Here is a 25,401-nt window from a genome sequence, read left to right on the forward strand (position 1 = left end):
CCCCCCCATGGTAAACAGGTTCATTCACGACGCCTAGCGTTTGTAACCACTTTTTTTACCGACCACCCATAAAAAAAAGAGGGGCCGCAATAGCCCCTCTCTCTTTATGCCACTCATCCATGCGTGCCAACGGTCAGAGCACACCTTGCCGTTGCAAAAAGGCCACCACCTGATTGGCCAGATTCTCCGGGGTTTCATCCCCTGCCGCCAAATGCAGGTCGGGGTTATCTGGCGCCTCATAAGGGCTGCTAATGCCGGTAAAGTTGGGGATTTCACCCAAGCGGGCCTTTTTGTACAGCCCTTTGGGGTCACGCTGCTCACACACTTCCAGAGAGGCATCCACAAACACCTCAAAGAACTCCCCCTCCTCCATCAACTCACGGGCCATGCGCCGCTCGTTACGGAACGGCGAGATAAAGCTGACACAGACAATCAGCCCCGCCTCGACCATCAGCTTGGAGACCTCGGCAATACGGCGGATGTTCTCCACACGGTCTTCATCCTTAAAGCCCAGATCCCGGTTTAGACCATGGCGTACATTATCGCCATCCAGGCACATGGTGCGTTGGTTCATGCGGTAGAGCTTCTGCTCCACCAGGTCAGCCACCGTGGACTTACCCGAACCCGACAAACCGGTAAACCACAACACACAAGGATGCTGGGTGTTGGCCTTGGCCCGGGCATGCTTATCCACCTTCATGGCGTGCTGGTGAATATTGGCCGCCCGCCGCAGGGCAAAGTCCACCATGCCACAGCCGACGGTGGCGTTGGTTATACGGTCCACCAACACAAAGCTGCCCAGCTCGCGGCTCTCTTGATAACGATCAAACGGCAGCGGGTGATCCAACGCCACATTACACACCGCCACATCGTTGAGTGACAGATGCTCCGCAGCCATATGCTCGCTGGTATTGATATTAATTTTATGCTTGATCTTGGTAATCTGCGCCCGCACCGCAGCGGTGCCCATACGCAGCTGGTAGGAACGACCCGGCAGCAGCTGATCTTCACTCATCCAGATCAGGTGGGCGGCGAACTGATCGGTTACCTCCGGTCGGGACTGCGCCTGGGCGATCACATCCCCACGGGAGACATCCACCTCATCCCTCAACACCAAGGTGACCGCCTCTCCATGTCCCGCCTGGGGCAGATCACCATCCATGGTCACAATCCGTTCCACACGACTGCTCACCCCAGAGGGTAGGATCGCCACATCATCGCCCGCTTTGACCGTCCCCCCCGTTATGGTACCGGAAAACCCCCGAAACTCAGCATTGGGGCGGTTCACCCACTGTACCGGCATGCGGAATGGACCTTGATCATTGCTCTGACGCAGATGTACCGACTCCAGATAACTCAACAGCGGGCCACCGGTATACCAGGGCAGCTTAGCCGAAGGCGTCACCACATTCTCCCCCACCAGGGCAGAGAGGGGTATGGCCTCTACATGCCCAATACCCAACCCCTCCGCAAAGGGTCGGTAGGCTTCAACAATGGCCTCAAACTTCTCCTGGCTGTAGGCCACCAGATCCATTTTATTCACCGCCAACACCACCGTTTTAATCCCCATTAAAGCGGCGATAAAACTGTGACGGCGGGTTTGGGTCATCAACCCCTTAGAGGCATCCACCAAAATAACCGCCAGCTCTGCGGTTGATGCGGCGGTGGCCATGTTACGGGTGTACTGCTCGTGCCCTGGAGAGTCCGCCACAATAAACTTACGCTGATCGGTGGCAAAAAATCGGTAGGCAACATCAATGGTAATGCCCTGCTCACGCTCGGCGGCCAGACCATCGACCAACAGCGCCAGATCCAGGTTACCGGAGCCGGTGGTACCAAAACGGCCAGAGTCACTCTCCAGACTACTCAGCTGATCATCAAAGACCCGCTTACTGTCATAGAGCAGCCGCCCCAACAGGGTTGATTTACCATCATCCACCGATCCACAGGTGATAAAACGCAGCAGGTCCTTTTGATTTTGCTCATGAACAAAGCGATCCAGATCAAACTGCTTAGCTATACTTGCATGGTCACCCATTAGAAATACCCCTCCTGCTTTTTCTCTTCCATAGAGGCGCCCCCATCATGATCAATGACACGCCCTTCCCGCTCCGATGTCTTGGCCAACATCATCTCCCCCACCACGCCAGCCAGATCGGTGGTCTCACTCTCAATGGCCCCGGTTAGCGGGTAACACCCCAGGGTACGAAAACGTACCGACTTCATCTGCGGTGTCTCACCAGGCTGCAAGGGTATGCGCCCATCATCCACCATCACCAAGGTGCCATCCCGTTCCACCACCGGGCGGGACTGGGCAAAATAGAGCGGCACCACCGGGATCTGCTCCTGGTGGATGTATTGCCAAATATCCAGCTCTGTCCAATTGGAGAGCGGAAAAACGCGGATGCTCTCATCCTTAGCAATGCGGCCGTTATAGAGATTCCACAACTCAGGGCGCTGGTTTTTGGGGTCCCAGCGATGGGTGCGGGTACGGAAGGAGAAGATCCGCTCTTTGGCCCGGCTCTTCTCTTCATCCCGGCGCGCGCCACCAAAGGCGGCATCAAACCCATATTTATCCAAAGCCTGTTTTAAACTTTGGGTTTTCATAATATCTGTATAGACCGACGAACCATGGTCAAAGGGGTTAACCCCCTGCGCCACCCCTTCTTGATTGGTGTGGACCAACAGCTCTAACCCCAGCTTTTTTACGGTTTCATCCCGAAACCGGATCATCTCCTGAAATTTCCAGGTGGTATCCACATGCAGTAGGGGAAACGGTGGTTTGGAGGGATAGAATGCCTTCATGGCCAGATGCAACATAACACTGCTGTCTTTGCCGATGGAGTAGAGCATGACCGGCTTTTTAAACTGGGCCGCCACCTCTCGCATAATGTGGATACTTTCGGCCTCCAGCCGTTGTAAATGGGTCTTCATTTCTCTTCCAATATCCTCGTCTTGAACGACCATTGCAGCCAAGCGGCACCCCAAACAGACGGTTGACTGAACCCCTCTAAAAGAGAGACAGATCCGGCAGGCATTTGTAGATGTTCACGGCCCTATTCCGGTCAGCACACAGGCCTACTTCTGTAAGCAGGAGCTGCACCAATTTCACCACCACCGTCAAAAAAACCGCTGCGCCACCGATATTCCTGCGGTTACGCAAACATGAAGGGATTTAACCAACCTGTAAGCCGTGGATAACATGGGCATAGCGCGGGTGATAACCTGACAATCAAGCTACAGGCTTGTGGTTCATCCTGGCAAATACATTATTTTCTAGGTACATTAAATATTTTATATACTAATTTTTCTTGTTTATTATCTTCTGCCTGTCCTGAGCGTTCTCATGGTCATTTATACCCACCCCCATCCCAGTGAGGGTGGACGGGGGGCATCAGGTTTGGCAAAATCAACACAATGCGCCCCAGGCATACATACGCAGGGTTGCTGAGACTTATGCCTTCAATCTGCCAGATCTGGAAAACGCTTAACCCATGCAGAAATTTATTATTACCCGCAAACAGACCGGTATTGGCAGCGATCTGGTTTCTGTCATCTGCGCCCTGAACTATGCCATCCAGACTGGACGCCATCTGATCATTGACTGGCGACAGTCTATCTATATTCAAGACCCAAGCATCAATCTGTTTTTACAGCTGTTTCATATTCCAAACCAGATTGAGGGTATTCGGGTTTTTGTGGCGGCCCCGCAGTTTGACGACAGCTCTTTGCCCACCCCTATTTTGCACAGTGACCAGTGGCCGTTTGAAGACTACCACCATGCGATGTTGGAGGGCATTGACCGCCCGGAACCGACCCTGCTGATCACCCGCCCCATGCACCATTTGCCTTCAGAAGAGCGGCAGGCCGAGCTGTTTAGGTATATTCAGCCCGCCCCACGTCTGGCACAAAAAATTCAGCCCTTTCAGACGGCACATTTTAGTCCACGGCCGGTGATTGGGGTGCATATTCGCCACGGTAATGGGGAGCGCCTGGGACAAGGTAGGGATGCCCTGATTGAGCTGGGAATTGAGGGGATCTATACACGGATAATGCACACTGTCGCCCGCATCACCGACCAGCCGCACAGCCTGCTGTTATGTACGGACAGTCTGGATCTTCGGCAGTATGCCCAAGCCCACCATCCCCATTTAATCTATTGGGACTCCCAACTCCTAGCGGATAACCAAGGGCCCATCCATAACAAAGCCTTTGATCTGCAAGGGGCCGAAGATGCTGTGATAGAAATGTGGCTACTGGCGGCAACCCAAGGGTTGATCTACAACCCCAGCTGGTTCTCCCACTACGGGCGCATGGTGGGGCAGTTCATCACCCCCGCCCTTAATATTGATGAACAGAGTAAATATGGCACCAATCAGATCTATTTTGATCGGCTTTTACAGTCGGATCAGGCGTGATCACCGTTGCCGCGGCCCTGGGGTTACCCTTGTCCTAAGCGCCCCCCAAGGCCGCTGGGCACCCCCCTTATGTTCCCCCCCAAAAGGGGCACCATCAGCACCATATAGGCGGGTTTACCCCCCTACTTTTTTGTCACCCAACAGGAGTTGTATAGATGTACTATGCCATTGTATCCCAGGACGTTGAGAACAGCCTGCCCCTTCGCAAAAAAGCCCGCCCTGCCCACATAGAACGTCTAAAAGCTTTGGATGCCGAAGGTCGCCTGATGCTGGCGGGCCCCCTACCCGCTACCGACACCGAAGATCCCGGTGAAGCTGGTTTTACCGGCTCGTTGGTGGTGGCGCAGTTTGACGCTCTGGCCGATGCCCAAGCCTGGGCCGATGCCGACCCTTACGTAGATGGCGGTGTTTATGCCCACGTTCAGGTCAAGCCGTTTAAAAAAGTGTTACCGGCGTGAACCCATAGGGAGTGGCAGACTCCTATTCTTTAGGTAGTATTCCGCATAAAACCTGAAGAAGGAGAGAGATCATGGCACCACGCGTTTTGGTTCCCATCGCCCCAGGTAGTGAGGAGATGGAGGCCATCACCATTGTCGATATTCTACGACGGGCCGAGATTGACTGTACCTTAGCGGGCACCGTTGAAGGAGCCATCACCTGTAGCCGGGGTACGGTGGTGCTGCCAGACACCACCCTGGAGGCGGTGAAGGATGAGACCTTTGATCTCATCGCCCTACCTGGGGGTCTACCGGGCACTACCAATCTGGATGCAGACCCGCGCATTCACGCCATGCTCCAGCGTATGGTGGCCATGGGCAAGTTCACCACGGCCATCTGCGCAGCCCCCACTATTTTGGCCAATGCGGGTATTTTGCAGGGTAAAAAAGCCACCAGCTACCCTGCTTTTTTGGATAAATTGCAAGGGGCTGAGACCGTTCCCACCAATGGTGTGGTCTGTGATGGCAAGGTGATTACGTCGACAGGGCCAGGCACATCGCTGGATTTTGCCTTAACCCTGGTTGAGGTACTGGTGGGGCAGGAAAAACGGCAAACCTTGGAACAGTCACTTATGCGACCTTAACCCGGCTTGGAGTCCCACAGCTGTTGGAACAGATGCAACACCGCCTGGGCGATGTTGGGATCTTCACTGGCACGGGGTCCGGCTACGTTAAGCACCCGCCCAGACCACTGTTGCAAGCACACCTGCACTTGGGCGGCAGCCGTATTGGCAAAAGGGTCTATCAGGATCCAGGGTTTACCATAATGGTCCGCCCGCTGCTGGGTATACAGGGTGCCGCCAGTGGCTTGGCCCTGGCATAAAATTAAGGTGGCATCACTGTCGCGTACATTCCAGTCGGTACGCTGGGCATAGTCGGCCGTGGGGGTCTGCTGACCCCCAAAATGTGCAGGAATAACCCCTGCTTCACAACGACGCCCCAAAGGCACCCAGCCACCGATCTCTAAACCCGCTTGCCAAGCAGCTTGCCAAGCGGCTTGATCCACACCGGTTTGACCACCGGTCACCACTTTTTGCCAATGGTGGGGAACATCTGCTGGATTTTGCAGGTCAGCAACCACTACAATAATCTCACCCCATATTGGATGGCCCTAGCAAAAGGTAAGCGCTATGTTGACCGATGATGAACTGATTTCAGAGCTGAAACAGCGTTTCGACTCCAACAAAAAAGCGCTCTACGATCTTCGCACGGTAACCCGTAAGCTCGAAGAGGTAAACCAAAAGCTGGAGAGCTCAGAACAGCTCAAAAGCCACTTTATCTCGCACATGAAAAATGAGATCAACAACCCTTTAACGGCAATCCTCGGCATGGCCCAAGCTATGAGCCTGGGCGGTATTGAGGATCCTGATCTGTTGAAAAATATGGGGGTCACCATTTTTCGTGAAGCCTATGATCTGGACTTTCAGCTGCGCAACATCTTTGCCGCCGCTGAGGTAGAGGCTGGAGAGACGGAGCTGGAGCCCTCCTCGACAGATCTGCACGCTTTAATTCGTGATACCCTGGAAAACTTTGAGCATCTTATCCAGGCCAAAGGGCTACAGGTGACCTTACCCGAAGCGCTTAACCAGCCCTACCCTTTTACCCTGGATACCACCAAGTTCCGATTGCTCATGAGCAACCTGATCTCCAATGCCATTGAGTTTAATGAAGAGGGCGGCACCATTGAACTGACACTGTTTGATGGGGCTGAAGAGGACCCCCTGCTGACCCTCAGCAACAGCGGCCCAACCATCCCAGAAGAGGCCATGCGGGAGATTTTTAACCGCTTTACCCAGCTTGATAGCGGCACCACCAAAGCGCACCGGGGCCACGGCTTGGGGCTCTCCATCTGTAAAGCGATGCTGGATCTCATGGGGGGGGATATCCGAGTGGAAAACCAGGGGGATACAGGGGTGATCGTTGTGGTCAACCTAATCTCCTTGGAAGGGGGAACAGAGGAAGATGGCTTTGGTATGGAAGGTGATCTGTTCTTCGATGATCAGATTGAGGCCTTCTAATGGCGGCAAACCCCAACATTGGCACCCATTTTTTATTGCCAGGGGCGCTCTATGCCAAAGCGGGTCACCACCGTATTACCACGGTTTTAGGTTCCTGCGTGGCCATATGCCTATGGGATAAAGTGCGCTGTGAAGGGGGGATGAACCACTATAAACTCCCCCTATGGAACGGCGACGGCCTGCCCTCCCCCAAATTTGGCAACATCGCCACCGAAAAACTGCTGGAAAACCTGTTAATCATGGGCAGTGAAAAGCGCAATCTACAAGCCAAAGTCTTTGGTGGTGCTGCGGTGCTGAACAATCAGAGTGGTTTGCTTAATGTTGGTGAGCGTAATATTCAGGTTGCCATGGACATGCTACGGCAATTTAAAATTCCGGTTCTCGCCCAAGATTTAGGGGGTGAAATGAGCCGTAAGATTGTGATGGATACCGCCACCGGCAGTATTCTGATGAAACGCGCCAAAAACGCGTAACCCTCCTCTTTAAGATCCTGTTTGGAGTTGTACTTTAATGGATGCCTTAACCGCCCTTGAGACCCGCCGTTCGGTCAAACATTTTGACCCCAACCACACCATGCCTGAAGCCGATGAACGTAAGCTGCTGGAGCTAACCAAGCTCTCGCCCACGGCGTTTAACCTACAACATTGGCGTTTTGTGGTGGTCAAGGACACAGAGATGCGCCAGCAGATACAGGCGCTCTCCTGGAACCAAGCCCAGGTGACGGAAGCCTCTTTATTGGTGGTAATCTGTGCAGACCTTAAGGCGTGGGAACGCTACCCCGAACACTGTTGGCAACACGCCCCAGAGGATGTTCAACAGATACTGTTAAGCGCCATTGATGGCTTTTACCGGGATAACGATACCGTACAGCGGGATGAAGCGTTGCGCTCATGCGGCATTGCCGCCCAGAGCTTAATGATCGCCGCCAAAGCCATGGGCTATGACAGCTGCCCCATGGATGGGTTTGATTTTGAGGCCGTGGCCGAGGTCATCAATCTACCCGACGATCACCTGATCAGCATGTTTGTGGTGGTGGGTAAGGCGGTGGAGGAGGCCCGCCCCCGTGGTGGCCTACTGGATTATGACGATGTGGTCATTACCGATCGTTTTTATCCATAAGACCCCAGAGCCCCTGTATACAGACGCCCTTTCTGTTTAAGAGAGGGCGTTTTTTATGCCCGCGGCCAGATCGCCATTTGCTTAAGACGCCGCTGCAGCAAAAACAGCGCAAGCAACGCTAACAACTGCGCCAGGAACAGACCGGCATAGATGGTCATCATCTCATAATTACCCTGCTTAAGCCCAGAGAAGGCCGCCAGTTTATAGAGCTTGGAGAAGAACTGCAGATTAACCACATTAATCACCGCCACCACCACCCCAAAGATCCAGGCAGGGCCTGCACTCATGGCGATCAACGGTGTGGAAAAAGCGATAAAGAACCCTCCCCACAAGGGAATAAACCCAGCCAAGGCTGACATAAACGCCATGACCGCCGCCATACGTGAGAGCGGCAAAAGTGGCGATTGAGGGGTGGTTGCCCAAGATTCAAAACGATGTAACATGGAACATACTTTCTCTTAGTCGTACAAGACGTTAAGTACAGCCCTTTGTAACAAGCAAACCCCGCACCATGTTACGATGCCGCAAATTTATGCTTCCATGTGGGCCACCGCTACTCAAACGCCTCGGTTCATGTTACATTGACCTTCAGTAATCTGTTTTTAATAGACAAAGCCACGCCCTTCCCTGTTTGCAACATACCCATTTCTATGACTATGTTCAAACGGCAAGGCCTTGGTATAAGGGACTGCCTCAATGGATTTCTCTTTTGACGGTCAACATCTTATCCACCACATGGCGGATGGTATTCTTATTCATGATAAGGATATTATTCTCTACGCCAACCACAGCGCCCGTGTGATGTTGGGCACTGAGGTGGACACGGATCTGACAGAAAATCTAATCTCCATTCGCATTGACCCTGTCTGTCGGGAGGCTTGGCTACACAGTTGCGCCAACCACACGCATACGGCTGGCGTCTTTAAACATGTGGAGCTAAAGCTGCTGCCAGAAGCCAAGCCCTTTACCCATGCTGAAGCGCTGACCACCCAGCTTCCCGGTGATAAAGAGCTATTGGTCACCACCCTGCGGGATGTGTCGGAGAAAAAACGGCAAGAGGAGCTTATACGTCATAAAGCCAACTATGACGCACTGACCGGCTTACCCAACCGCGCCTTGTTCCTGGACCGTTTGCAACTGGAGCTTATGCGTGCCAAACGGACCGATGTTCGTGTGGCGGTCATGTTTATTGATCTGGACCGTTTTAAATGGGTCAACGACACTTTGGGTCATGCCGCCGGGGATGAACTGCTGCGTGTAACCTCGCAACGGTTGCTTACCTGCCACCGTCAGTCAGATACCGTGGCCCGTTTGGGTGGGGATGAGTTTACCGTCATCCTGCCAGACATGGCCCGCGGCCCCCACGCCGAACGGGTTGCTGCACAAATTCTGGAACAACTGGCCACCCCCTTTTCGTTGGAGGGGCAAGAGGTCACCATCTCCGGCTCTGTTGGGGTTACCATCTTCCCAGACGATGCTGACAACCTGGATGACCTGCTTAAAAATGCCGATACTGCCATGTATCGCGCCAAGACCGAGGGCCGTAACGCCTACCGCTTCTACACACCCGACATGCATGCTGAGGCGATGGCACGTATGGAGCTGGAAAAAGAGCTCTCCAGCGCGGTGGATGACCAGGAGCTGGCCCTGTGCTACCAGCCCATCATTGATCTAAAAACGGGCCAGGTTGCCGGGGGCGAGGCGCTTCTACGCTGGAACCACCCCACCCTGGGTTCGGTCTCTCCTGAGGTCTTTATACCCATTGCTGAAGAGATGGGGCTAATTGGGCAGATCACCCAGTGGACCTTGACCGAAGCCTGCACACAGGCGGTTAAATGGCGGCAAGAGCACCCCCATGTTGAGGATTTTTATGTCTCGGTCAACCTCACCTGCACCCGCTGCCGTGAGCTCTCAACAGATGATAAAATTCCTGATATTTTAAAAGCCAGCGGCCTGCCCCCCAGTGGTTTGGTGCTGGAGATCACCGAGAATATTTTGGGGGAAGACCCCGAACGGGCCATGGCCATGTTAACGGGCCTACGAGATCTAGGTGTACGCTTGTGGTTGGATGATTTTGGTACAGGTTCCTCCTCCCTAAGCGTTCTGCGTAGCCTGCCGGTGTGCGGTGTTAAGATTGACCGTGCCTTTGTGCCCGATGCTTTGAATGATGTGGAGGCCGAGGTCCTGGTCAACACCATTGTAAACATGGGCAACAGCCTAAACCGGGTCTTGATTGGTGAAGGGGTGGAGAGTGAAGCCCAACGTCACTTCCTGGAGCAAAAAGGGGTGCAGTTTGCCCAGGGTTACTTCTTTGGCAAGCCCTGCGCCGCCGAAGAGTTTACCGAACTGTTCTTAACCCCATAGAAGCGTCAACACCGCGCAACAAAAAGGGGGAAAGCTTCGGCTTTCCCCCCTTTTTTATGGAATCATCATCCCCTTAAGGCCCCAAACCCTTTCAGCACTCGCCCCATCACGCCACACCTAGGCATCGTCTTCTACAACATCTGGTGTGAGCCATGGATCCTGGCAGATCTGTATGCTGGCACCTCTGCACCCGCCAGCAATAGCCCAGTGCCAACGCTACACAGCACGGTTCACCACGGTCATGCGTCCCCCTGTCATCCGGGCGGGCAGCGGCACCAAACCACCCCAGAACAGCGGTTATGCATGGAGGCAAGCCCCACACGCCCTCACTTGTGACCCAGGGTGTGCAACAGTATGACGGGGTACAGGGCTCTGCCAACCCTGCCATGGTGCAAGGGGCCTCTCGGGTTGCCCTACAGCGAACATCCAGCCCCATTCAAACCGTATGGGTGTGGGGCACCGTACACTCAGGGCCAGCCGCCTGAACCCTGTGAAAATGGCCTTTAGACTACGAATATAGAGAAGGCCCATGCATACAGAGCCTCAACCGACACCTTGCCTGTCCAGACCTTCCGCTGCCCCAAGCGTAGCGCATGGCTTACCACAGTCACGCGGAACCCCCATCCCAGCCGTCGCCCTGACAGGCTGACACCCAGCCAAACGGTGCAGAAAGCCGGACAGAGCGCATCCCCAAGCCTCGGTCAAACCCTGCATCAGGCCACGCTACATCTCTCTAAACCTTCAGCCGCCCCAAGCGCAGGGCGTTGCGCACCACAGTCGAACCCCATCCCAGCCGTCGCCCTGACAGGCTGACACCCAGCCAAACGGTGCAGAAAGCCAGATAGAGCGCATCCCCATGCCTCGGTCAAACCCTGCACCAGGCCACATCTCTCTAAACCTTCATCCGCCCCAAGCGCAGGGCGTTGCGCACCACAGTCGAACCCCATGGCAATCACAGCTCTGACAAGCTGCACCCCCCAGCCAAACGGTGCAGAAAGCCAGATAGAGCGCATCCCCATGCCTCGGTCAAACCCAGCACCAGGCCACGCTACATCTCTCTAAACCTTCAGCCGCCCCAAGCGCAGGGCGTTGCTCACCACAGTCACGCTGGATAACCCCATCGCAGCCGCTGCCCAGGCGGGTTCCAACACCACTCCCCACCCCACCAAAACACCCGCGGCAATGGGAATAAGCACCATATTATAGGCAAAGGCCCAGAACAGATTTTGACGAATGTTGTTTAATACCGCGCGGGAGAGCGCCATGGCACGGGCCACCCCGCGCACATCCGCCGCCATGAGAATAATATCGGCACTCTCCACCGCGACATCGGTGCCACTGCCCAAGGCAATCCCCACATCGGCACGGGCCAGGGCTGGGGCATCGTTCAGACCATCCCCCACCATGGCCACCACCAAACCTTTTTCCTGCAGTTGTGCAACAGCATCAGCTTTATGCTCAGGCAGGGTTTCAGCCATCACCTGGTCAGGGTCAATACCCACCTGCTCCGCCACCACCTTGGCGGTATAGGCGTTATCCCCCGTAACCAAATAGACGGCACACCCCTGGGCTTTAAGGGCCGCAATGGCCTCTTTACTTTCACGGCGCACCGGATCACTCACCGACAGCAAGCCACTGTGTACACCGCCCCACGCCACATGGATCAAACTCTGCCCAGAAGAGGACCACAAATCCCCTTGGTGTACCAGATCACTATCGATCTCAACACCCTGCTCTTTTAGTAGAGAAAGACGGCCCAGGATCAACCTTTGGCCATCAACCTGAGCCTGCATACCATGACCGGTCAGGGATTGAACCTCAGTCACCGTACGGGGGCTTAGCCCCACCTCAGACAACCCCGCCACCACAGCGCGGGCAATGGGGTGTTCCGACTGCACCTCCACCGCCATAACCGCAGCCAGCAGATCATCCTCGCCCAAACGGTTGGTCAGCACCGGTTCACCACGGGTTAAGGTACCGGTTTTATCAAACAGCACCGCATCCACATGGTGGGCGCGTTCCAGCACATCCCCACCACGCATTAACATCCCCAAGCGCGCCCCACGCCCGGTTCCAACCATAACAGAGGTCGGTGTTGCCAAACCCAATGCACAGGGGCACGCGACAATCATAACCGCAATAAAGTGGGTCAGTGCATGGCTAAAATCTGCCCCCAGTAACAACCACCAGACCAGCAACACCACAGTTGCCAAGGTGATGATAACCGGCACAAACACCCCGGCAATACGGTCGGCCAAGCGGGCGATGGGGGGTTTGGCCCCTTGGGCCTCCCGCACCATGGTGATAATACGCGCCAAGGCGGTATCCCCACCCACACGGGTTGTGTGCATACGAAACGGCACAGAGCCATTAACCGTTCCCCCAGCCACCACATCCCCCTGCTCTTTTTGAACAGGAATAGGCTCACCGGTAAGCATGGCCTCGTGAATATGTGGCGCACCATCCACAATGGTGCCATCAGCCGGAATGGTCGCCCCAGGGTGTACCAACAGATGATCCCCAACCTCCAGCTCCGCAGCGGGCACCTCACGGATCTGCCCGTTTTCTCCCACCAACAGCGCGGTTTGTGGGGTTAAGGCCATCAATGCCCGGATAGAACCGGCGGTACGCTGCTTGGCCCTGGCTTCTAAATAACGCCCCACCAAAATGAGGACTATGATCATACCTGCGGTATCAAAATAGACATAACCCGCTTGACCTGCCCCAGCCCACCACTGAGGCAACACGGTAATAAACAGGGAGGAGAAGTAGGCGGTTAGGGACCCCACACTGACCAAAGTGTTCATGTTGGCGCTGCCATGTTTAAGCACCTGCCACGCCCCACGGTGGAACCCCCAACCTGACCACCAGACCACCGGGGTGATCAAGAGCCCTTGCAGCAGGTTAAGCCAACTTGGTTCCAACGCGTTGAGCATGGGCAAATGGCCATGCATAACCAGCATGTTGAGCACCACCAGTGCGGCCCCAACCCACAGCCGTTGCCCCAGGCTCTTGATCTCACGTTGTTGGGCCAGTTGGGTGCGGTCTGCCCCTCCCTCTTCTGCGACCAACAGTTTATAGCCGACCGTCTCAACAACCTGCTGAATGTGGAGCGGGGTAACATGTTCAGGAATATACGTGACCAACAGCTCACCGGTGGCCAAATTGGCGGACGCCTTCTCCACCCCTGAGCACGTCACAAGCGCCCCTTCCACCTTGGCCACACAGGAGGCACACGACAAACCCTGTAGCTGAAAAGCCTGGGTCACCCTTGGTACGGAAAAGCCGGTTTTAAGCACCAGTTTTTCCAACGCATCCAGCGTCACCTGCCCTTCCACCACCGCGGTGGCGGTGGCCAAATTCACACTGGCTTGGCTCACCCCATCCATAGCATTAAAACGGCGTTGCATACGGCTGGAACAGGCGGCACAACTCATGCCTTCAATCGGCAAATGCAGGGTTTGAACAGGGTCAGACATGGTTAAACTCGATCAGCAAAGGGGGGGATGGGAAGATGAGGTTAAACCTCATCCTCATCAGGACCAAAACGTTTAAACCACCACTCATCCGGGGGCAGGTAGCGCTCGACCTCTTCACGGGCAAAGGAGTATTTGTACTGGGCCAGATAGGCTTTAATCAACTTCTGTGCTTCCAAAATCTCCTGGGTGCGGGTGTGGCACTGCTGGGCTTTTTCTGGCGGATTTTTATCGGGGTGCCAACGCATGAGAAGCGCTTTAGTGCGGGTTTCAATATCCGCCAAACTGGCCCGCTCCCCCAACCCCAGAACCTCCCGAGCTTCGCTAATACGGGCATACAAACCCGGTTTACGCCCACTCATGAAGGATCAGACCAGCGTCGGTTTAGCGCATACCGATCCGGCTTTTGCGCCATAGGCAGGGTAAGCAGCCCCCAAAAGCTATGGGTATTGGGCCCTTGATGGGTGGTAATACCAATCTCCATCTGCTCATGTCCCAGCTCTGGTTGGGCTTTATAGGTACCAAACAGCCGATCCCAGATCGACAGATTAAAGCCAAAATTACTGTTCGCCTCAGAGGGTATGGTGGAGTGATGGACCCGGTGGACATCTGGCGTGACCAACAGCAGGCGCAACAGCCGATCCACCGCCAAAGGCAAGCGGATATTGCCATGGTTAAACATCGCCATACCGTTCAAGATCACCTCAAACAGCAACACAGCGGCGGCAGGGGGGCCAAGCCAGAGAATGGTAATAAACTTAATACCCATGGAGAGCACAATTTCAACCGGGTGAAAACGCGCACCGGTGGTGACATCGTAAGCGGGATCTGCATGGTGTACTTGGTGCAAACGCCACAACATTGGTACCGCATGGACCATCACATGTTGCAGGTAGATAATGCCATCCATCACCACCACACCCAGGACAACCGCAGCCAGACCGCTTATCCCCCAGATGTTCAGCAGCCCCCACCCCTGTTCATGCACATGGGCTGCCCAGGCTACCGCAGCAACCGGAAAGAGCAACCGAACCACCAGCGTATTTAACGCCACAATGCCCAGGTTGGCGGGCCAGCGCTGGCGACGGGTCAAGCGCATGGTCCGCCGAGGCCGCTTCCACTCCCACCAGGCAATGAGTGCAAAAATAGAAAAAAAGGCGACCAAACGTAAGACCGGTTCCTGCTGTAACAGCCACGCTTCCACGACAGATTCCCTTCAAAAAAAGCCCCCATCACCCCATAGAAACATAAAACCGTACGTTTGTAAAAACGTACGGTTTTATGTTCTACCCCACCGTTTGCCACCTAAGGATCAGTTGCAAGCGTGGTTATTATTTGCCATCCCGAACTTTACGGGTGTGGGCATGCTCACGCAGAATGGTTTCCATCTCGGAGCTGAAGAAGCTGATGGCGCCATAGCGACCATCCCGACAGTTACGGCATTGAGATCCCGCACTGCCCCACCCTTTAACACCGCTTAAACTGCCTGTGCATCCATCCTGACCACAACGGACCTCATTGCACACGTTGCATTTATAAATACGGGCCGGGCGACCCCCACAGACAGGACAACGAACACTAGACACGAAGCATCTCCTTTATCAGGGTGCAGAGCTTTCTAAACAAACATTCTGCATCCCCTACGACGCAGAATAAACCATCATAACATGCTATGAATGGTATAACCTATTGTGAACAACACACTACTATTGTCGGAAAACATCCTGCACAAATTCAATCTTTTTTTCAAAACGGTGCATTTTATTGAAAAACACCTCAACCAGCCTTCCTAAAACAGCCTTGGCTTTATTGAAGAGCACCCACTAAACAGGCCCATACCGTGGGACCCGCGGCCTTTATCCTCCTAAAACAGCGGTTCTCCCTCGACACGGCCACACTGACTCGATAACCGGCATACGTTATTCCAGCAAAAAGCCCCCATTTATGCCAGTCGCCCCCACCTGTCCCCCATGACAACAGCCCCCTCTACGGCACCATGGCCGACACCCCAGCGCCCAGGCATCGGCCCCTTTTGCCAGTGGTCCCTGCTGTTTGACCAAGGTTGACCATGGTCGCGGCTATAACGCGTTGCCCCCCTCTATTAGGTCCACACAGCCCAACGGATCACGACCCGCAGCCAGCCTTTTTCATGCAAGCGCACCCTCAGGGTTCATCCCCCCCTGATCCATCGACTGTCTATTTGACCACACACAGCCCAACCGGCCCGCCGCCACGCTTTTTAGCGATAAACGAACATCAGGCACCTCACCAAAACCCCATGAACACAGCCCAAAACGCGCGCGCCCGAACGCCTGGCGTCGATCATTAAGCGTACAAAAGGATGCTCAAGCCAGACCACACACCTTAAACCATAGGCAACGGCATGGATCTAACCCAGGCCATACGCTTGAGAGCGAAAAGGGATCAACCGTATGCATCTTCTTAAAAAAACACACGCTTCGCTTAGGCGCCGTAGCGTTACACCCCCCCTAAACACGCCCCTTGGTTGAGGGTAACGATCCAACGGGATGAAGGACCCCTATCTAGCCCCCCATAAAGCAAAGGCTAGAACCGAGCTATACGCAGCGCTGAAGCGGCTTAGATCGCTGCGTCAGGAGGAACCGTAGACCTAAAAAAAGAGGGGGATTTTCATCCCCCCCTTGGGTGCGCTCACTCTTTAACTGGCCGGTTGGTTGTGCCAGGAAAAGGCGGTAGTGGCTCATCGAGCACCTTGGGTTTTTCACCCGCTAAGGGCGCCAAGGGAATGGGGCACCGCCCAAGCGGCATCTCCCATAAGGGTTGATCGTCAACAGCTTCATCATGCCGGAGAAATTCCAGGCGAATTTCAACCCGTCGGCTCTCCTCACGGCTACTGCGGATACTGGTTGAAGCTGCCCCATCAATAATAATCATACGTTGCAACTCGCGGCGCTGGGCTTTACTAACCTCTGCCTCCATTAAGGTACAGAGCACCGTCTGAGCCCGGTTCATACTCAAACGCACATTATAGAGGTAGGTACCAATATCATCGGTATACCCCTCAATATGAATACGTTTGATCCAGCGCCCCTCCCCCTTTTTGCGCACACGCAGCAACATGGGGACAAAATCCTTAAGCTGCTGACGTACACCGGCCGAGAGATAGTAGCTATCCAGCCCAAAACGGGCGCTGTTACCAAAGCTGATGGTCTGCTCGGTACGGTTAATAACCAAGGAGAGGTTGGATTCCTTAGCGCTATCTTCCAAGGCATCAAACACCTTGGTGATCTCTTTTTTACGGGTCATCTGGCGCACTTCATCCCGCGACGCCACAGCGATCATGGAGATACTCATCACCACCAGAAACAGCATCACCAAGGCGGTCATTAAATCCGCATAGCTGATCCAAAAGGGGTTATCACTGACCTCCAGCCGTTTTTTTTCCGGCATTTTACGCAGGGTCATGCTCGCCCTCCTCCCCCAACAGATCGTTCCATGGCGGTGCGGGCACCGCCAAAATGGCCGACATCACTTGGGGCCACGCGGCATCGGGCACACCCGTGGCCGCTAAAAAAGGTTCCAACTGACCCAGATCCTGCTCTTCCGCTTTGGCAGCGGCCACCAGAGCGACCAGTGCTTGCATAACAACGCCTTGCTGAAATTTAATAGCCCGTCCTGCCTTAAGCAGGCTTAAACCAGCCTCCGGGTTGGCCACAACGGCCACCACCGACTCGGGTAGTCTCCAGTGACGACACAGCGCCGCCCCCATTTGACGGTGGTGGTAGCCGAACAGATCCTGTTCATAGCTCATCCACGCATCCATATCGCGCTGGGGATTTTTTTTCATCTGCAACCGGTACTCGGCGGAACGGCCCACCAGCGCCATACGCCCCATCCCCTGCATTAAACCCGCGGTATGGGCCAGCTGAGGGTGTACCCGGTGGCGACGCTGAACCCGGCCCAAAGTGGTAACCTGCTCCAAACAGCAGACCATACGCAGCGCCTGATGGTGGGCCTGGGCGGCCATGGGGTAGAGCGGACTGTAGGGGTTGACCATGGGCGCTTCCAAAAACAGCTTGCCCAAAAGTGACTCCAGAGCTGAGAGCCCTAACAGCACCACCGCTTCACGGATGCGACCCCGCCCCCCCCGGTATTGGTGGGCGGTTGCCCCCAATACCATGCCGGTCAACGCGCCATCCCGTTCAATAATCTCCGCCACCGCCATAAGATCTGGGGTAAAACGGTCCAGCTCACGGCGCAGATGCACCAAGGTACGGGGCAGTGGTAACGGGGGATGCTCTTTAATATGGGCTTTGAGGGAACGCGTCATGAACGCCCCCCCCAGCCGTTAACCCAAAAACCTGCTGAGAGCTCCAGTTCGGCCATGGCTTGGGCCATCTGCCCTTGCTGTTGACGCATCAGGGTATCGAACCAGGCCTCAAAATCAGCCTGTGTTGCCCCATCAGCTTCAACCGCCACATCCTTAAAGCGTTTCGCCAGCGGGGCCACTTCATAGATAAAGCGTACACTCGCCATAGCCCGGTCCAGCGCTTCTTGATAAATACCATATTCAAGCAGGGAGAGATCCAGCTCCACCACCCCTTTGGAAGCGTTGGACATCTGCTCAAACTGACGGCCAAACAGCGTTAACAACAGCCACTGCCGCCACATGCGTTGAAGCCCCTGGGGCTCTCCTGCTTTAACCCCTTTGACCATCGGCCAATTGTTCTCTTCCAACCGTTCCCGAACCCATTGTGCTAAACCCGGGGGGGTCTCTCGCTGATCATCCTCATCCCGGCGGCTTAACCACCCCCGCCGCGCCAGCCACAGCCCCATACCCAAAACCGCCTGGGCAAACTCGGTTCCATGCAGGGCCAACTGCCAGCTACGCTGCCCCTGCTGCCATTGGCTCTGCGCGCGGTGGGTCCAGGGTGCGGTGGTAAAGGGCTCTTCTAAATTGTCGGCATAGGGGGTGAGGAGATCATCCAAAAACACCCCCCACTGCTGATCATCCTGCAACTCTTGTCGCAGCGCCCCCCACACCTGTGCAGCTTCCGGGTGGGCCAAATGCACCAGCCAGTCATCCATAGCCTCCAACGCCTCTAAGCGTTGGGCCAAGGTACGCTGGGCCTGGCAAGCCCCCTCGCTTCCGCCATGGAGCAGTTGGGGGATAAGGGCAAACAGTTGCTCGAGCAGTGTGCTGCTTAATTGCTGATAGGCCTTGGTAATATCTGTCTCTTTACGCATAGGCAGGGCGGGCCAAGCCCATGCGTATGAGAAGGGCAATGGCTGCTCATCGGCCATCACCCGCTCTGCTGGCGCGGCAAACAGTAACCCACCTTGAAGCTGAGCATGAAGACTTAACGCCACTTCATAGCCCAAAGCGCTGTTCGTCTCATCGGCCATCACCAACAGATCATGGAACGGGGTTTTACCGTTGCCATCCAGGATCTCACCCACCTCTTCAATCAGGGTGATCGGTGCCCCCCCCTCCCGTGCAAGCCGTAGTGTTCGGCGCTGACTGCGCAGGGTAAAACGGTGGCTCAAGGTCCCCGCATCCAAACGATCAAAGGTATGCCGAACCTTGGGGTCCCGCAGCATGGTTAGCAGCTCCAGCCGATCGGCCTGGATCTTATGGCGGGTCAAGACCGAGCGGCCGCCCTTCTCCACCCCCAAACGGCCACCATCGGTCAAGGAGACCAACCGTTGCTGCCACCCTTTGCCCCGGTTTTGAACCTGCAACGCCAAACTGGCTTGGCGCAGATCCCACTGGGGGGTATCGTAAAACCGCACAATACGCGAGCGAATACGCCGTTTACCCTGTGCCATCGCCAGCACAGGGTGCCGGTGCAGGCTTGCAGCCCGCTCCGGTGGTACCCTCAGGCGTATGCACTGTTTGGGAAACATGACCGTTTACTTCTTAATCTTCTTACGCAGGGCATCCATACGCTCGCCCAGCATTTCAATATAAACCGACTGCTCCTCACTGGCGCCATGCACCACCTTACGCAGCTGTTTAACCAGTTTGTCAGCAGCCAGATCCGAGCTCTCTTCCATATCCCGGCGCATCTGCTCCATGTCACCACTAAAGGTACGGCTGACCTCATCCAAAGCCCCCATCATCCCTTTATGACGGGTCTCGTTTTGATCATTAATGGCAGAGATATGGTCGGCCAACAGGCTCTTCTCTTCCTCTTTGGTTTGGGCGATCCGTTCAGCCCAAGCCTCCAAGGTACGCTGCATGGTGCCCTGTTCGTCGGCCAGCTTCTGTTGGAGCAGGGTTAAGCGGCCATCCATATCCGCCACCAGGGCTTCTAAGCGTTGGCTCATGGCCAGGGCCTGTTGCCCACCCTCACCGGCCACCCCTTGTACAGAGCTGCTCTGCATATCGGCCATGGCTTGGGCCAACTGGTCGGTACGAGCATTGCTCTGGGCGGCATTATCCTCCAGCAGTTTCTCCAGCTCCCCCAAGGTTCCTTGTAAGCTCTCTTCCATCCGTTTTTGCAACATTGGCACAAGGGCGGCGGCATCCATATCCCCCCCCCCACTAACCGCGCCCATGGTGGCGCCATCAATAGCCGCCAAAATCGCTTCATTCTGGCTACGGCTTTGGGCCGTTAGGCTCTCTAACTGTTGGGCCATCTGCACACCCTGGCCCGTCTCATCCCCACTGACCGCGCCCATGGTGGCGCCATCAATCGCCGCCAAAATCGCTTCATTCTGGCTACGGCTTTGGGCGGTTAGGCTCTCTAACTGTTCGGCCATCTGCACGCCCTGGCCCGCCTCATCCCCTTTACTGCGCAGGAGCTCACTCACCTCATCCAGGGTATCCAACGAGCCCTTGAGCATCTGCCCAACCCGCTGCTCCACCTCATCGGCAAAATGGCCCATGGTGCCGTGCATGAGATCACTGACATGGGATTTTAACTGGGTAATGGCCTCGATCTGGGCCTCCCCCTGTTGAGTAAGCTGCTGGGCCAAAGCGGCGGGTTCCAAGGGTTCACCCGTCTCAACCGGTCTCTCTTCTGCCGCACCTTGCAGCTGCTCCAACATCTGCTGTGAGCGGTTCTCCAACTGGCTCTGCATCTGTTCACTACGCTGCACCAGACGGGCAGAGAGCCCCTCTAGGGTATTCATCATAGCCTGGTGTCGGTTACGGTTGGCTTCGCCCATGCTCTCCAGACGTTCGGCCATGCGGGCATCCCGCTCCGCACCGGTCTGTTGCAACAGGGCACGGATTTCATTAATGGAAAGCCCCATGGCGGTCTGGGCACGATCCATCCCTTGGCCGATACCCTCCACCCGATCCTGCAGATTTTTCATACTGTCACGCAGGGTCTGCCCCACGGTGGTACGTAGATTCTCCACCACCTCTGGCAACCCATCAGGCAGGGCCTCCTGTACCGCTTTTAGAGACTCCACCACCCCCCGGTGCATAATGCCCTGCTCCGCACGCATCTCACCCAGGCTCTCCTGCACGGCACCGGATAGTTCGTGCTGACCTTTTAAGGCGTTTTGCACCTTTTTATAGCTGTCGGCAATGTGGGTAACCACACCATCAAACTTACCTTGGCTCTCTTCATGAGATGCCTGGGACTGATGCAGGGCCGTGCGCACCTCATCCTGGGTCTCTTCCAGACTACCCAGGGCGTTTTGCAGCAGACGCTGTACATCCCCCAACTCACCCATACGGGAACGGATGGCCTGCTGGGCATCCATCACCGACTCCATAAAGCGGCGGCTATCCAAGCCATCGGCGCGGGTCAGGTTCATCGCATCGGTACTCTCCCGCTGGGCGTCGGCCATGCCGGACATATGCTCGGCGATATCCTGTTGCGCATCACGAATTTTCTCATACTCGCTGGCGGTCTCAGCCTGATGTTCCCGCACCTTCAGCAGCACCTCACCTTGGAGATTCAGGTTCTCTTGCAGGTTACCTAACAGCCCCTCAACCCCCTCTTCCAGAGAAAGGGTTTGGTTATCCTGGCTCTGCTGGCGCTGCTCAACATAGTTGACCACACGATCCAGCCCCCCTTTAAGGACATCCAGCATGGCAGGCTGACCTTCCAGCATGCTGCGCAGGCCAGAGAGCTGACCGGAGGCATCTTGTTGCAGAAGGCTGCTGAGCTGTGTTTGGAAATCTTGCAGTTGCGCGCCATAGCCATCCAGGCTGGTCTGCATCGGTGCCAGCCCTTGCAGGTTATCCGCCACGCCTTGCAGCTGTTCACCTTGGGTCTGCTGACTTTCGGTGACGGTGTTCAACCCGTCATGGAGGGCGTTCAGCACCTGTTGCTGTGTCTCTACCCCGCCTTGCAGGGTCAGTAGTGCCTCAGACAGCGTGGAGATGCCCGCCAACTTCTGTTCCTGAGAAATGGCCATTTCATCCAGCTTTTCACGCAGCTGGGCAAAGGCACTGGAGACCCGCTCCAGACGGTTACCCACCGTCTCTTCAGCCGCGTGCTGGCGGTTATCCATCTCCCCAAGCTGTTGGGCGATGGACTCCAGATGGTGATCAAAGCCCTCTGCGGTGGTTTGGCTCTGCTGTTGGCCCTCATCCAGTTTTTCAGCCACATTGGCCAGCTGACTCTCCACCGCTTCACTGCTGTTTTGCGCATGGGCCTCCACCGCCGTTAACTGCTCGGTAATGGCTACCAACTGACGGGTAGAGATCGCCTCTCCAGCCGCATGTTTCTCTTGAACCTCTTGCACCTGCGCCAACAGCCCATCCAGCTGCTGTTCCATACGGGCATTTTCGTGCTGGGAGCGGCTGTCGGCCTCGGTCAACTGTTCGGTCATCACCGTCAGCTGACGATCCATCACCCCCTCTTGCGTCTGGGCACGCTGCTGGGCCTGTTCAAGCTGGTCGGTAAGCTGGCTTAGACGGTCCTGTTGCTCCTCGTTCATCGCCTTCAACTGTTCGGTGGCCTGCTGCTGGCTACCACTCAGATCGGTCTGACCCGATTTAAGCTGTTCCAACATCCCCACCTGTTCGGTCACGGCGCTATTGAGCTGCTGCAGTTGATCCCGGTTCTCGGCCAGCTCTTCCGTATTGGCCCCAGACAAGCGTCGTTCCAGACGCTCCAGACGTTTGGCCAGTTTGCGTTGCAAGCGGGCTAAGCGATCGGCGTGGCGGGTGTGGATCGATTCCGTCAGCTGTTGCAGCACATCCCCACGTGCCAACCCTTTATCCTGGGCGTCACGCAGCTCTTGTTGGGCTTGCCGCAGATCTTCCATACCTTCCAGCTGCTCCAACAGCTGGGCTTTTTGACCATCCAAGGCCGTTTTGAGAACCGCCCCAGTCTGATCCTGAGCTTCATGCATGGTATCCAGGCGTCGAGCCAGCGCCATTTGATCGTTCTGCAACGACTCCAGAAAGCCCTTGGCGGGCTCCTGCTCTTTCAAAATACCCAGCTCCTCAGAGATCATGCTCTCCTGGCGGTGCAGCTGAGCGGACAGATTATCCAGACTGGCCTGATGCTGCCCCTGGTTGATCTCTACCCCTTGCAGGCGGGCATCGGCATCGTTATGCAGCCCCAGCAGGTTATCCAGTTTATCTTCCTGACCCTCCAGGGCGTCCCGCACCCCTTCCAGCTCTTGCCCTTGGTAGGCATCCTGATCACGCAGGACATCCAGTTGAGACTCCAACTGATTTTGCCCTTCACGCAGCACTTGAAAGTGCTCTTGATCGGTGGTCTCACGCTTGGCCAGATCCTCCATCAAGGTGGCCACACTGCTCTCCATGGTCTGCACACCGGTCTGCAACATCTCCTGCAAACTCTCAGAGAGGCTCCCTTGCTCCTGGGACATGCGTGCCATCAACAGCGCTTCACGCTGAGCGGCACCCCGGTTGAGATTTTCATCCAGCTGGGTCAAAACCGTTAACAGCTGCTGCTGGTTGCCCCCCTGCTCACTCAAACGATCCTGAAGAATCTGCCGTATCTCTTTTAGGGCAGACTCCATGGCGGGCACCATACGGGCCGCTTCACCAAAAGCGGCATCGTTGATCGGCACAGAGCTCTCGCTCGGTGCAACAGGCTGATCACCGGCCTGCGCGGCAGGTTTAAGATTCAACAAACTTTCATTCAGGGCTTTCACCGCCCCTTTAACCCCTTGCAGCAACTGCTCTTGGCGGTCTAAAGAAGCCTTCAGGGTGTCATCCTGCGGTTTGCCCTCGACCAGCTGCGCCACCTCTTGAGAAAAAGCGGTGGGCTGCGCGGCCAAAGCTTGGGTGATCTGCTCCAGACGTTCCCCAATACCTGCCAACAGCTCCGGCCCACGGGCCAGCGCCTCCATTTGGGCTTGTTGCCCCACATCCAGCTGCTGCGCCAGCCCTTCCAGGCCACCGCGCATGGCTTGGGCCATATCCGCCCCGCCCCCTTCCTCCGCCACCGTGCCGCCCGCGCTGGGCTGCGGCTGCTCTAACAGCTTCTCCAAGCTCTGCTGAGTGGCCTGGCCTGAGGCCTCAAAACGTGCCATGGCGGTTTTCATATCCCCAGCCATGCTTTGCACCACGCGGGAGAGATCCGCCAGGGTCTGGCTCTGCACCTGCTGCTGCTGGGCCGCCTGCTGGGCGGCATCGGCCATCTGCTTAACCGGTTCTGCCAGGGCGGCATGCAGGGCCCGCGCGGCACCATCATCACGGGCCACCGGGGTGCCATCACTACTCAACCCACCTTGGTAGGCCAGATCGGCGAGATACTCCGACTCCACCCCACCAGGGAACAGATCATCCAAAATGCCCTGTAGACGCGTAATCTGGGCATAGCGCCAGTGCAGGATCAGCTTCTCCAGCACGGTCACGGAGATCGCCGTTAAAATGGCGATAAAAGAGGCCACAAATGCGGTGGAAACACCGGTAAACAGATGCTTAAGCTGCTGGGTAACCTGACTGGCTTCGACGGTAGGGTTAAAGTCGGTCAAACCCAGCAAAATACCGGCGAAGGTTGAGACAATACCCGCCCCCGTCAAAATACCTGGGAGATGGCGGAAGAACTCCACCCGCATGGGGGTATCCACCATATTGGTATGGTTAAAATAGAGCTCTGCCGGTACCGTGCTGCGGTAGTGGGTACGCTCCTCCCCCGCCTCATCCACCACCACTTGGCGGTGTAGGGAGTCGGTAAAGTCATGCCACAGGCGTGAAAACAGCGGATAGTAGAACCAACCATAGAGCTCGGGCTCGGCCTCTCCCCGCTCAAACTCGCCGCGTTTGACCGCACGTACCAGCGTACCATGGGCCAAGCTGACCCGTGCGGCATCCAAGACCGACTGCCAGACATAGCCACCGCCAAAGAAGACTAAAAAACCACTAATCACCCCCAGCAGTGTCATGACAATCGGCGCTTCAGCCTGATTGGTCAACGGCACAGCCAGGAAGGTAGGCAGTGGCAAAGCCTCCATCATTTGCGGTGCATTTTCTGATACATGCATACCCGCAAGGACAGCAACACCCATTAAGATCAAAGACCATATGGTACCGAAAAACGGTCCCTTCATGGCGATACTCCACAACGTCAGAATCAAACCAAAC

21 protein-coding genes are annotated in these 25,401 nt (G+C 55.8%); 8 read left to right on the plus strand and 13 right to left on the minus strand.

The window, feature by feature from the left end; genetic code table 11:
- Window positions 1–133 precede the first annotated feature (133 nt).
- Window positions 134–2,038, minus strand: coding sequence for a sulfate adenylyltransferase subunit CysN (gene cysN / locus V5T57_RS07400; RefSeq protein WP_332890545.1), 1,905 nt, complete (start codon window positions 2,036–2,038; stop codon window positions 134–136).
- Window positions 2,038–2,934 (minus strand): sulfate adenylyltransferase subunit CysD, encoded by an 897-nt coding sequence (gene cysD, locus V5T57_RS07405; RefSeq protein ID WP_332890546.1) that lies wholly within the window; start codon window positions 2,932–2,934, stop codon window positions 2,038–2,040. The genes cysN and cysD overlap by 1 nt, the downstream gene beginning before the upstream one ends.
- Window positions 2,935–3,494: 560 nt before the next feature.
- On the opposite strand from cysD, the gene V5T57_RS07410 reads away from it, so the two are divergent.
- The 3 genes from V5T57_RS07410 (at window position 3,495) to V5T57_RS07420 (ending at window position 5,499) form a co-directional block, all read left to right on the plus strand.
- Window positions 3,495–4,418 carry a nodulation protein NodZ gene (locus V5T57_RS07410; protein WP_332890547.1) on the plus strand — a complete coding sequence of 308 codons (924 nt, stop codon included), beginning with the start codon at window positions 3,495–3,497 and terminating at the stop codon, window positions 4,416–4,418.
- A 155-nt stretch (window positions 4,419–4,573) separates the two neighbouring features.
- Window positions 4,574–4,876 (plus strand): YciI family protein, encoded by a 303-nt coding sequence (locus V5T57_RS07415; RefSeq protein WP_332890548.1) that lies wholly within the window; start codon window positions 4,574–4,576, stop codon window positions 4,874–4,876.
- Window positions 4,877–4,947: 71 nt separating this feature from the next.
- Complete coding sequence (locus tag V5T57_RS07420; RefSeq protein WP_332890549.1) at window positions 4,948–5,499, plus strand: DJ-1 family glyoxalase III; 552 nt, start codon at window positions 4,948–4,950, stop codon at window positions 5,497–5,499.
- On the opposite strand, the gene V5T57_RS07425 is transcribed toward V5T57_RS07420, so the two are convergent.
- The gene (locus V5T57_RS07425; RefSeq protein ID WP_332890550.1) at window positions 5,496–5,996 is read right to left on the minus strand and encodes a putative molybdenum carrier protein; all 501 of its coding nucleotides are present in this window, start codon (window positions 5,994–5,996) and stop codon (window positions 5,496–5,498) included. The two genes, V5T57_RS07420 and V5T57_RS07425, sit on opposite strands and share 4 nt — an antisense overlap.
- A 49-nt stretch (window positions 5,997–6,045) precedes the next feature.
- Between V5T57_RS07425 and V5T57_RS07430 the strand changes: the two genes are divergently transcribed.
- From V5T57_RS07430 to V5T57_RS07440, 3 genes are read left to right on the plus strand one after another with little or no spacing between them, the layout of a single operon-like run.
- Window positions 6,046–6,933, plus strand: a complete 888-nt coding sequence (locus V5T57_RS07430; protein WP_332890551.1) for a sensor histidine kinase — start codon at window positions 6,046–6,048, stop codon at window positions 6,931–6,933.
- Window positions 6,933–7,406, plus strand: a complete 474-nt coding sequence (locus V5T57_RS07435) for a chemotaxis protein CheD (protein ID WP_332890552.1) — start codon at window positions 6,933–6,935, stop codon at window positions 7,404–7,406. Before V5T57_RS07430 ends, V5T57_RS07435 begins: the two co-directional genes overlap by 1 nt.
- Window positions 7,407–7,443: 37 nt before the next feature.
- On the plus strand, window positions 7,444–8,052 hold the full coding sequence (locus V5T57_RS07440) for a nitroreductase family protein (protein WP_332890553.1): 609 nt from the start codon (window positions 7,444–7,446) through the stop codon (window positions 8,050–8,052).
- A 53-nt stretch (window positions 8,053–8,105) separates the two neighbouring features.
- On the opposite strand, the gene V5T57_RS07445 is transcribed toward V5T57_RS07440, so the two are convergent.
- Window positions 8,106–8,495, minus strand: a complete 390-nt coding sequence (locus tag V5T57_RS07445; RefSeq protein ID WP_332890554.1) for a hypothetical protein — start codon at window positions 8,493–8,495, stop codon at window positions 8,106–8,108.
- 253 nt (window positions 8,496–8,748) lie between these two features.
- Here V5T57_RS07445 and V5T57_RS07450 point away from each other — a divergent pair, with 253 nt between their 5' ends.
- Window positions 8,749–10,416 carry an EAL domain-containing protein gene (locus tag V5T57_RS07450; RefSeq protein ID WP_332890555.1) on the plus strand — a complete coding sequence of 556 codons (1,668 nt, stop codon included), beginning with the start codon at window positions 8,749–8,751 and terminating at the stop codon, window positions 10,414–10,416.
- A gap of 299 nt (window positions 10,417–10,715) precedes the next feature.
- Entirely contained in the window at window positions 10,716–10,901 is a 186-nt protein-coding gene (locus V5T57_RS07455) for a hypothetical protein (protein ID WP_332890556.1), read from the plus strand.
- A 228-nt stretch (window positions 10,902–11,129) separates the two neighbouring features.
- On the opposite strand, the gene V5T57_RS07460 is transcribed toward V5T57_RS07455, so the two are convergent.
- The 9 genes from V5T57_RS07460 to V5T57_RS07500 all read right to left on the minus strand — a co-directional run bounded on the left by V5T57_RS07460 (window position 11,130) and on the right by V5T57_RS07500 (window position 25,367).
- Window positions 11,130–11,429 (minus strand): hypothetical protein, encoded by a 300-nt coding sequence (locus V5T57_RS07460; RefSeq protein WP_332890557.1) that lies wholly within the window; start codon window positions 11,427–11,429, stop codon window positions 11,130–11,132.
- A gap of 45 nt (window positions 11,430–11,474) precedes the next feature.
- Complete coding sequence (locus V5T57_RS07465; protein WP_332890558.1) at window positions 11,475–13,895, minus strand: heavy metal translocating P-type ATPase; 2,421 nt, start codon at window positions 13,893–13,895, stop codon at window positions 11,475–11,477.
- A gap of 41 nt (window positions 13,896–13,936) precedes the next feature.
- Window positions 13,937–14,254 carry a J domain-containing protein gene (locus V5T57_RS07470; RefSeq protein WP_332890559.1) on the minus strand — a complete coding sequence of 106 codons (318 nt, stop codon included), beginning with the start codon at window positions 14,252–14,254 and terminating at the stop codon, window positions 13,937–13,939.
- Window positions 14,251–15,096, minus strand: a complete 846-nt coding sequence (locus V5T57_RS07475) for a sterol desaturase family protein (RefSeq protein WP_332890560.1) — start codon at window positions 15,094–15,096, stop codon at window positions 14,251–14,253. The genes V5T57_RS07470 and V5T57_RS07475 overlap by 4 nt, the downstream gene beginning before the upstream one ends.
- A 127-nt stretch (window positions 15,097–15,223) precedes the next feature.
- Entirely contained in the window at window positions 15,224–15,478 is a 255-nt protein-coding gene (locus tag V5T57_RS07480) for a hypothetical protein (RefSeq protein WP_332890561.1), read from the minus strand.
- A 1,084-nt stretch (window positions 15,479–16,562) separates the two neighbouring features.
- Entirely contained in the window at window positions 16,563–17,336 is a 774-nt protein-coding gene (locus tag V5T57_RS07485; protein WP_332890562.1) for an OmpA/MotB family protein, read from the minus strand.
- Window positions 17,323–18,201: an HDOD domain-containing protein gene (locus V5T57_RS07490; RefSeq protein WP_332890563.1), complete on the minus strand. Its 879-nt coding sequence runs from the start codon at window positions 18,199–18,201 to the stop codon at window positions 17,323–17,325. Before V5T57_RS07490 ends, V5T57_RS07485 begins: the two co-directional genes overlap by 14 nt.
- Window positions 18,198–19,778 (minus strand): CYTH domain-containing protein, encoded by a 1,581-nt coding sequence (locus V5T57_RS07495; RefSeq protein WP_332890564.1) that lies wholly within the window; start codon window positions 19,776–19,778, stop codon window positions 18,198–18,200. Before V5T57_RS07495 ends, V5T57_RS07490 begins: the two co-directional genes overlap by 4 nt.
- A 6-nt stretch (window positions 19,779–19,784) precedes the next feature.
- Window positions 19,785–25,367, minus strand: coding sequence for an anti-phage protein ZorA-like protein (locus V5T57_RS07500; protein WP_332890565.1), 5,583 nt, complete (start codon window positions 25,365–25,367; stop codon window positions 19,785–19,787).
- Window positions 25,368–25,401: the final 34 nt, after the last annotated feature.

It is taken from the genome of Magnetococcus sp. PR-3 (assembly GCF_036689865.1).
Taxonomy (GTDB): Bacteria; Pseudomonadota; Magnetococcia; order Magnetococcales; family Magnetococcaceae; genus Magnetococcus.

Excerpts from the sequence above, each read along its gene's own strand:
- cysN (WP_332890545.1), bottom strand. The coding sequence starts at position 2,038 with ATGGGTGACCATGCAAGTATAGCTAAGCAGTTTGATCTGGATCGCTTT.
- cysD (WP_332890546.1), bottom strand. The coding sequence starts at position 2,934 with ATGAAGACCCATTTACAACGGCTGGAGGCCGAAAGTATCCACATTATG.
- V5T57_RS07410 (WP_332890547.1), top strand. The coding sequence starts at position 3,495 with ATGCAGAAATTTATTATTACCCGCAAACAGACCGGTATTGGCAGCGAT.
- V5T57_RS07415 (WP_332890548.1), top strand. The coding sequence starts at position 4,574 with ATGTACTATGCCATTGTATCCCAGGACGTTGAGAACAGCCTGCCCCTT.
- V5T57_RS07420 (WP_332890549.1), top strand. The coding sequence starts at position 4,948 with ATGGCACCACGCGTTTTGGTTCCCATCGCCCCAGGTAGTGAGGAGATG.
- V5T57_RS07430 (WP_332890551.1), top strand. The coding sequence starts at position 6,046 with ATGTTGACCGATGATGAACTGATTTCAGAGCTGAAACAGCGTTTCGAC.
- V5T57_RS07435 (WP_332890552.1), top strand. The coding sequence starts at position 6,933 with ATGGCGGCAAACCCCAACATTGGCACCCATTTTTTATTGCCAGGGGCG.
- V5T57_RS07440 (WP_332890553.1), top strand. The coding sequence starts at position 7,444 with ATGGATGCCTTAACCGCCCTTGAGACCCGCCGTTCGGTCAAACATTTT.
- V5T57_RS07445 (WP_332890554.1), bottom strand. The coding sequence starts at position 8,495 with ATGTTACATCGTTTTGAATCTTGGGCAACCACCCCTCAATCGCCACTT.
- V5T57_RS07450 (WP_332890555.1), top strand. The coding sequence starts at position 8,749 with ATGGATTTCTCTTTTGACGGTCAACATCTTATCCACCACATGGCGGAT.
- V5T57_RS07455 (WP_332890556.1), top strand. The coding sequence starts at position 10,716 with ATGCATGGAGGCAAGCCCCACACGCCCTCACTTGTGACCCAGGGTGTG.
- V5T57_RS07460 (WP_332890557.1), bottom strand. The coding sequence starts at position 11,429 with ATGCGCTCTATCTGGCTTTCTGCACCGTTTGGCTGGGGGGTGCAGCTT.
- V5T57_RS07465 (WP_332890558.1), bottom strand. The coding sequence starts at position 13,895 with ATGTCTGACCCTGTTCAAACCCTGCATTTGCCGATTGAAGGCATGAGT.
- V5T57_RS07470 (WP_332890559.1), bottom strand. The coding sequence starts at position 14,254 with ATGAGTGGGCGTAAACCGGGTTTGTATGCCCGTATTAGCGAAGCTCGG.
- V5T57_RS07485 (WP_332890562.1), bottom strand. The coding sequence starts at position 17,336 with ATGACCCTGCGTAAAATGCCGGAAAAAAAACGGCTGGAGGTCAGTGAT.
- V5T57_RS07490 (WP_332890563.1), bottom strand. The coding sequence starts at position 18,201 with ATGACGCGTTCCCTCAAAGCCCATATTAAAGAGCATCCCCCGTTACCA.
- V5T57_RS07495 (WP_332890564.1), bottom strand. The coding sequence starts at position 19,778 with ATGTTTCCCAAACAGTGCATACGCCTGAGGGTACCACCGGAGCGGGCT.
- V5T57_RS07500 (WP_332890565.1), bottom strand. The coding sequence starts at position 25,367 with ATGAAGGGACCGTTTTTCGGTACCATATGGTCTTTGATCTTAATGGGT.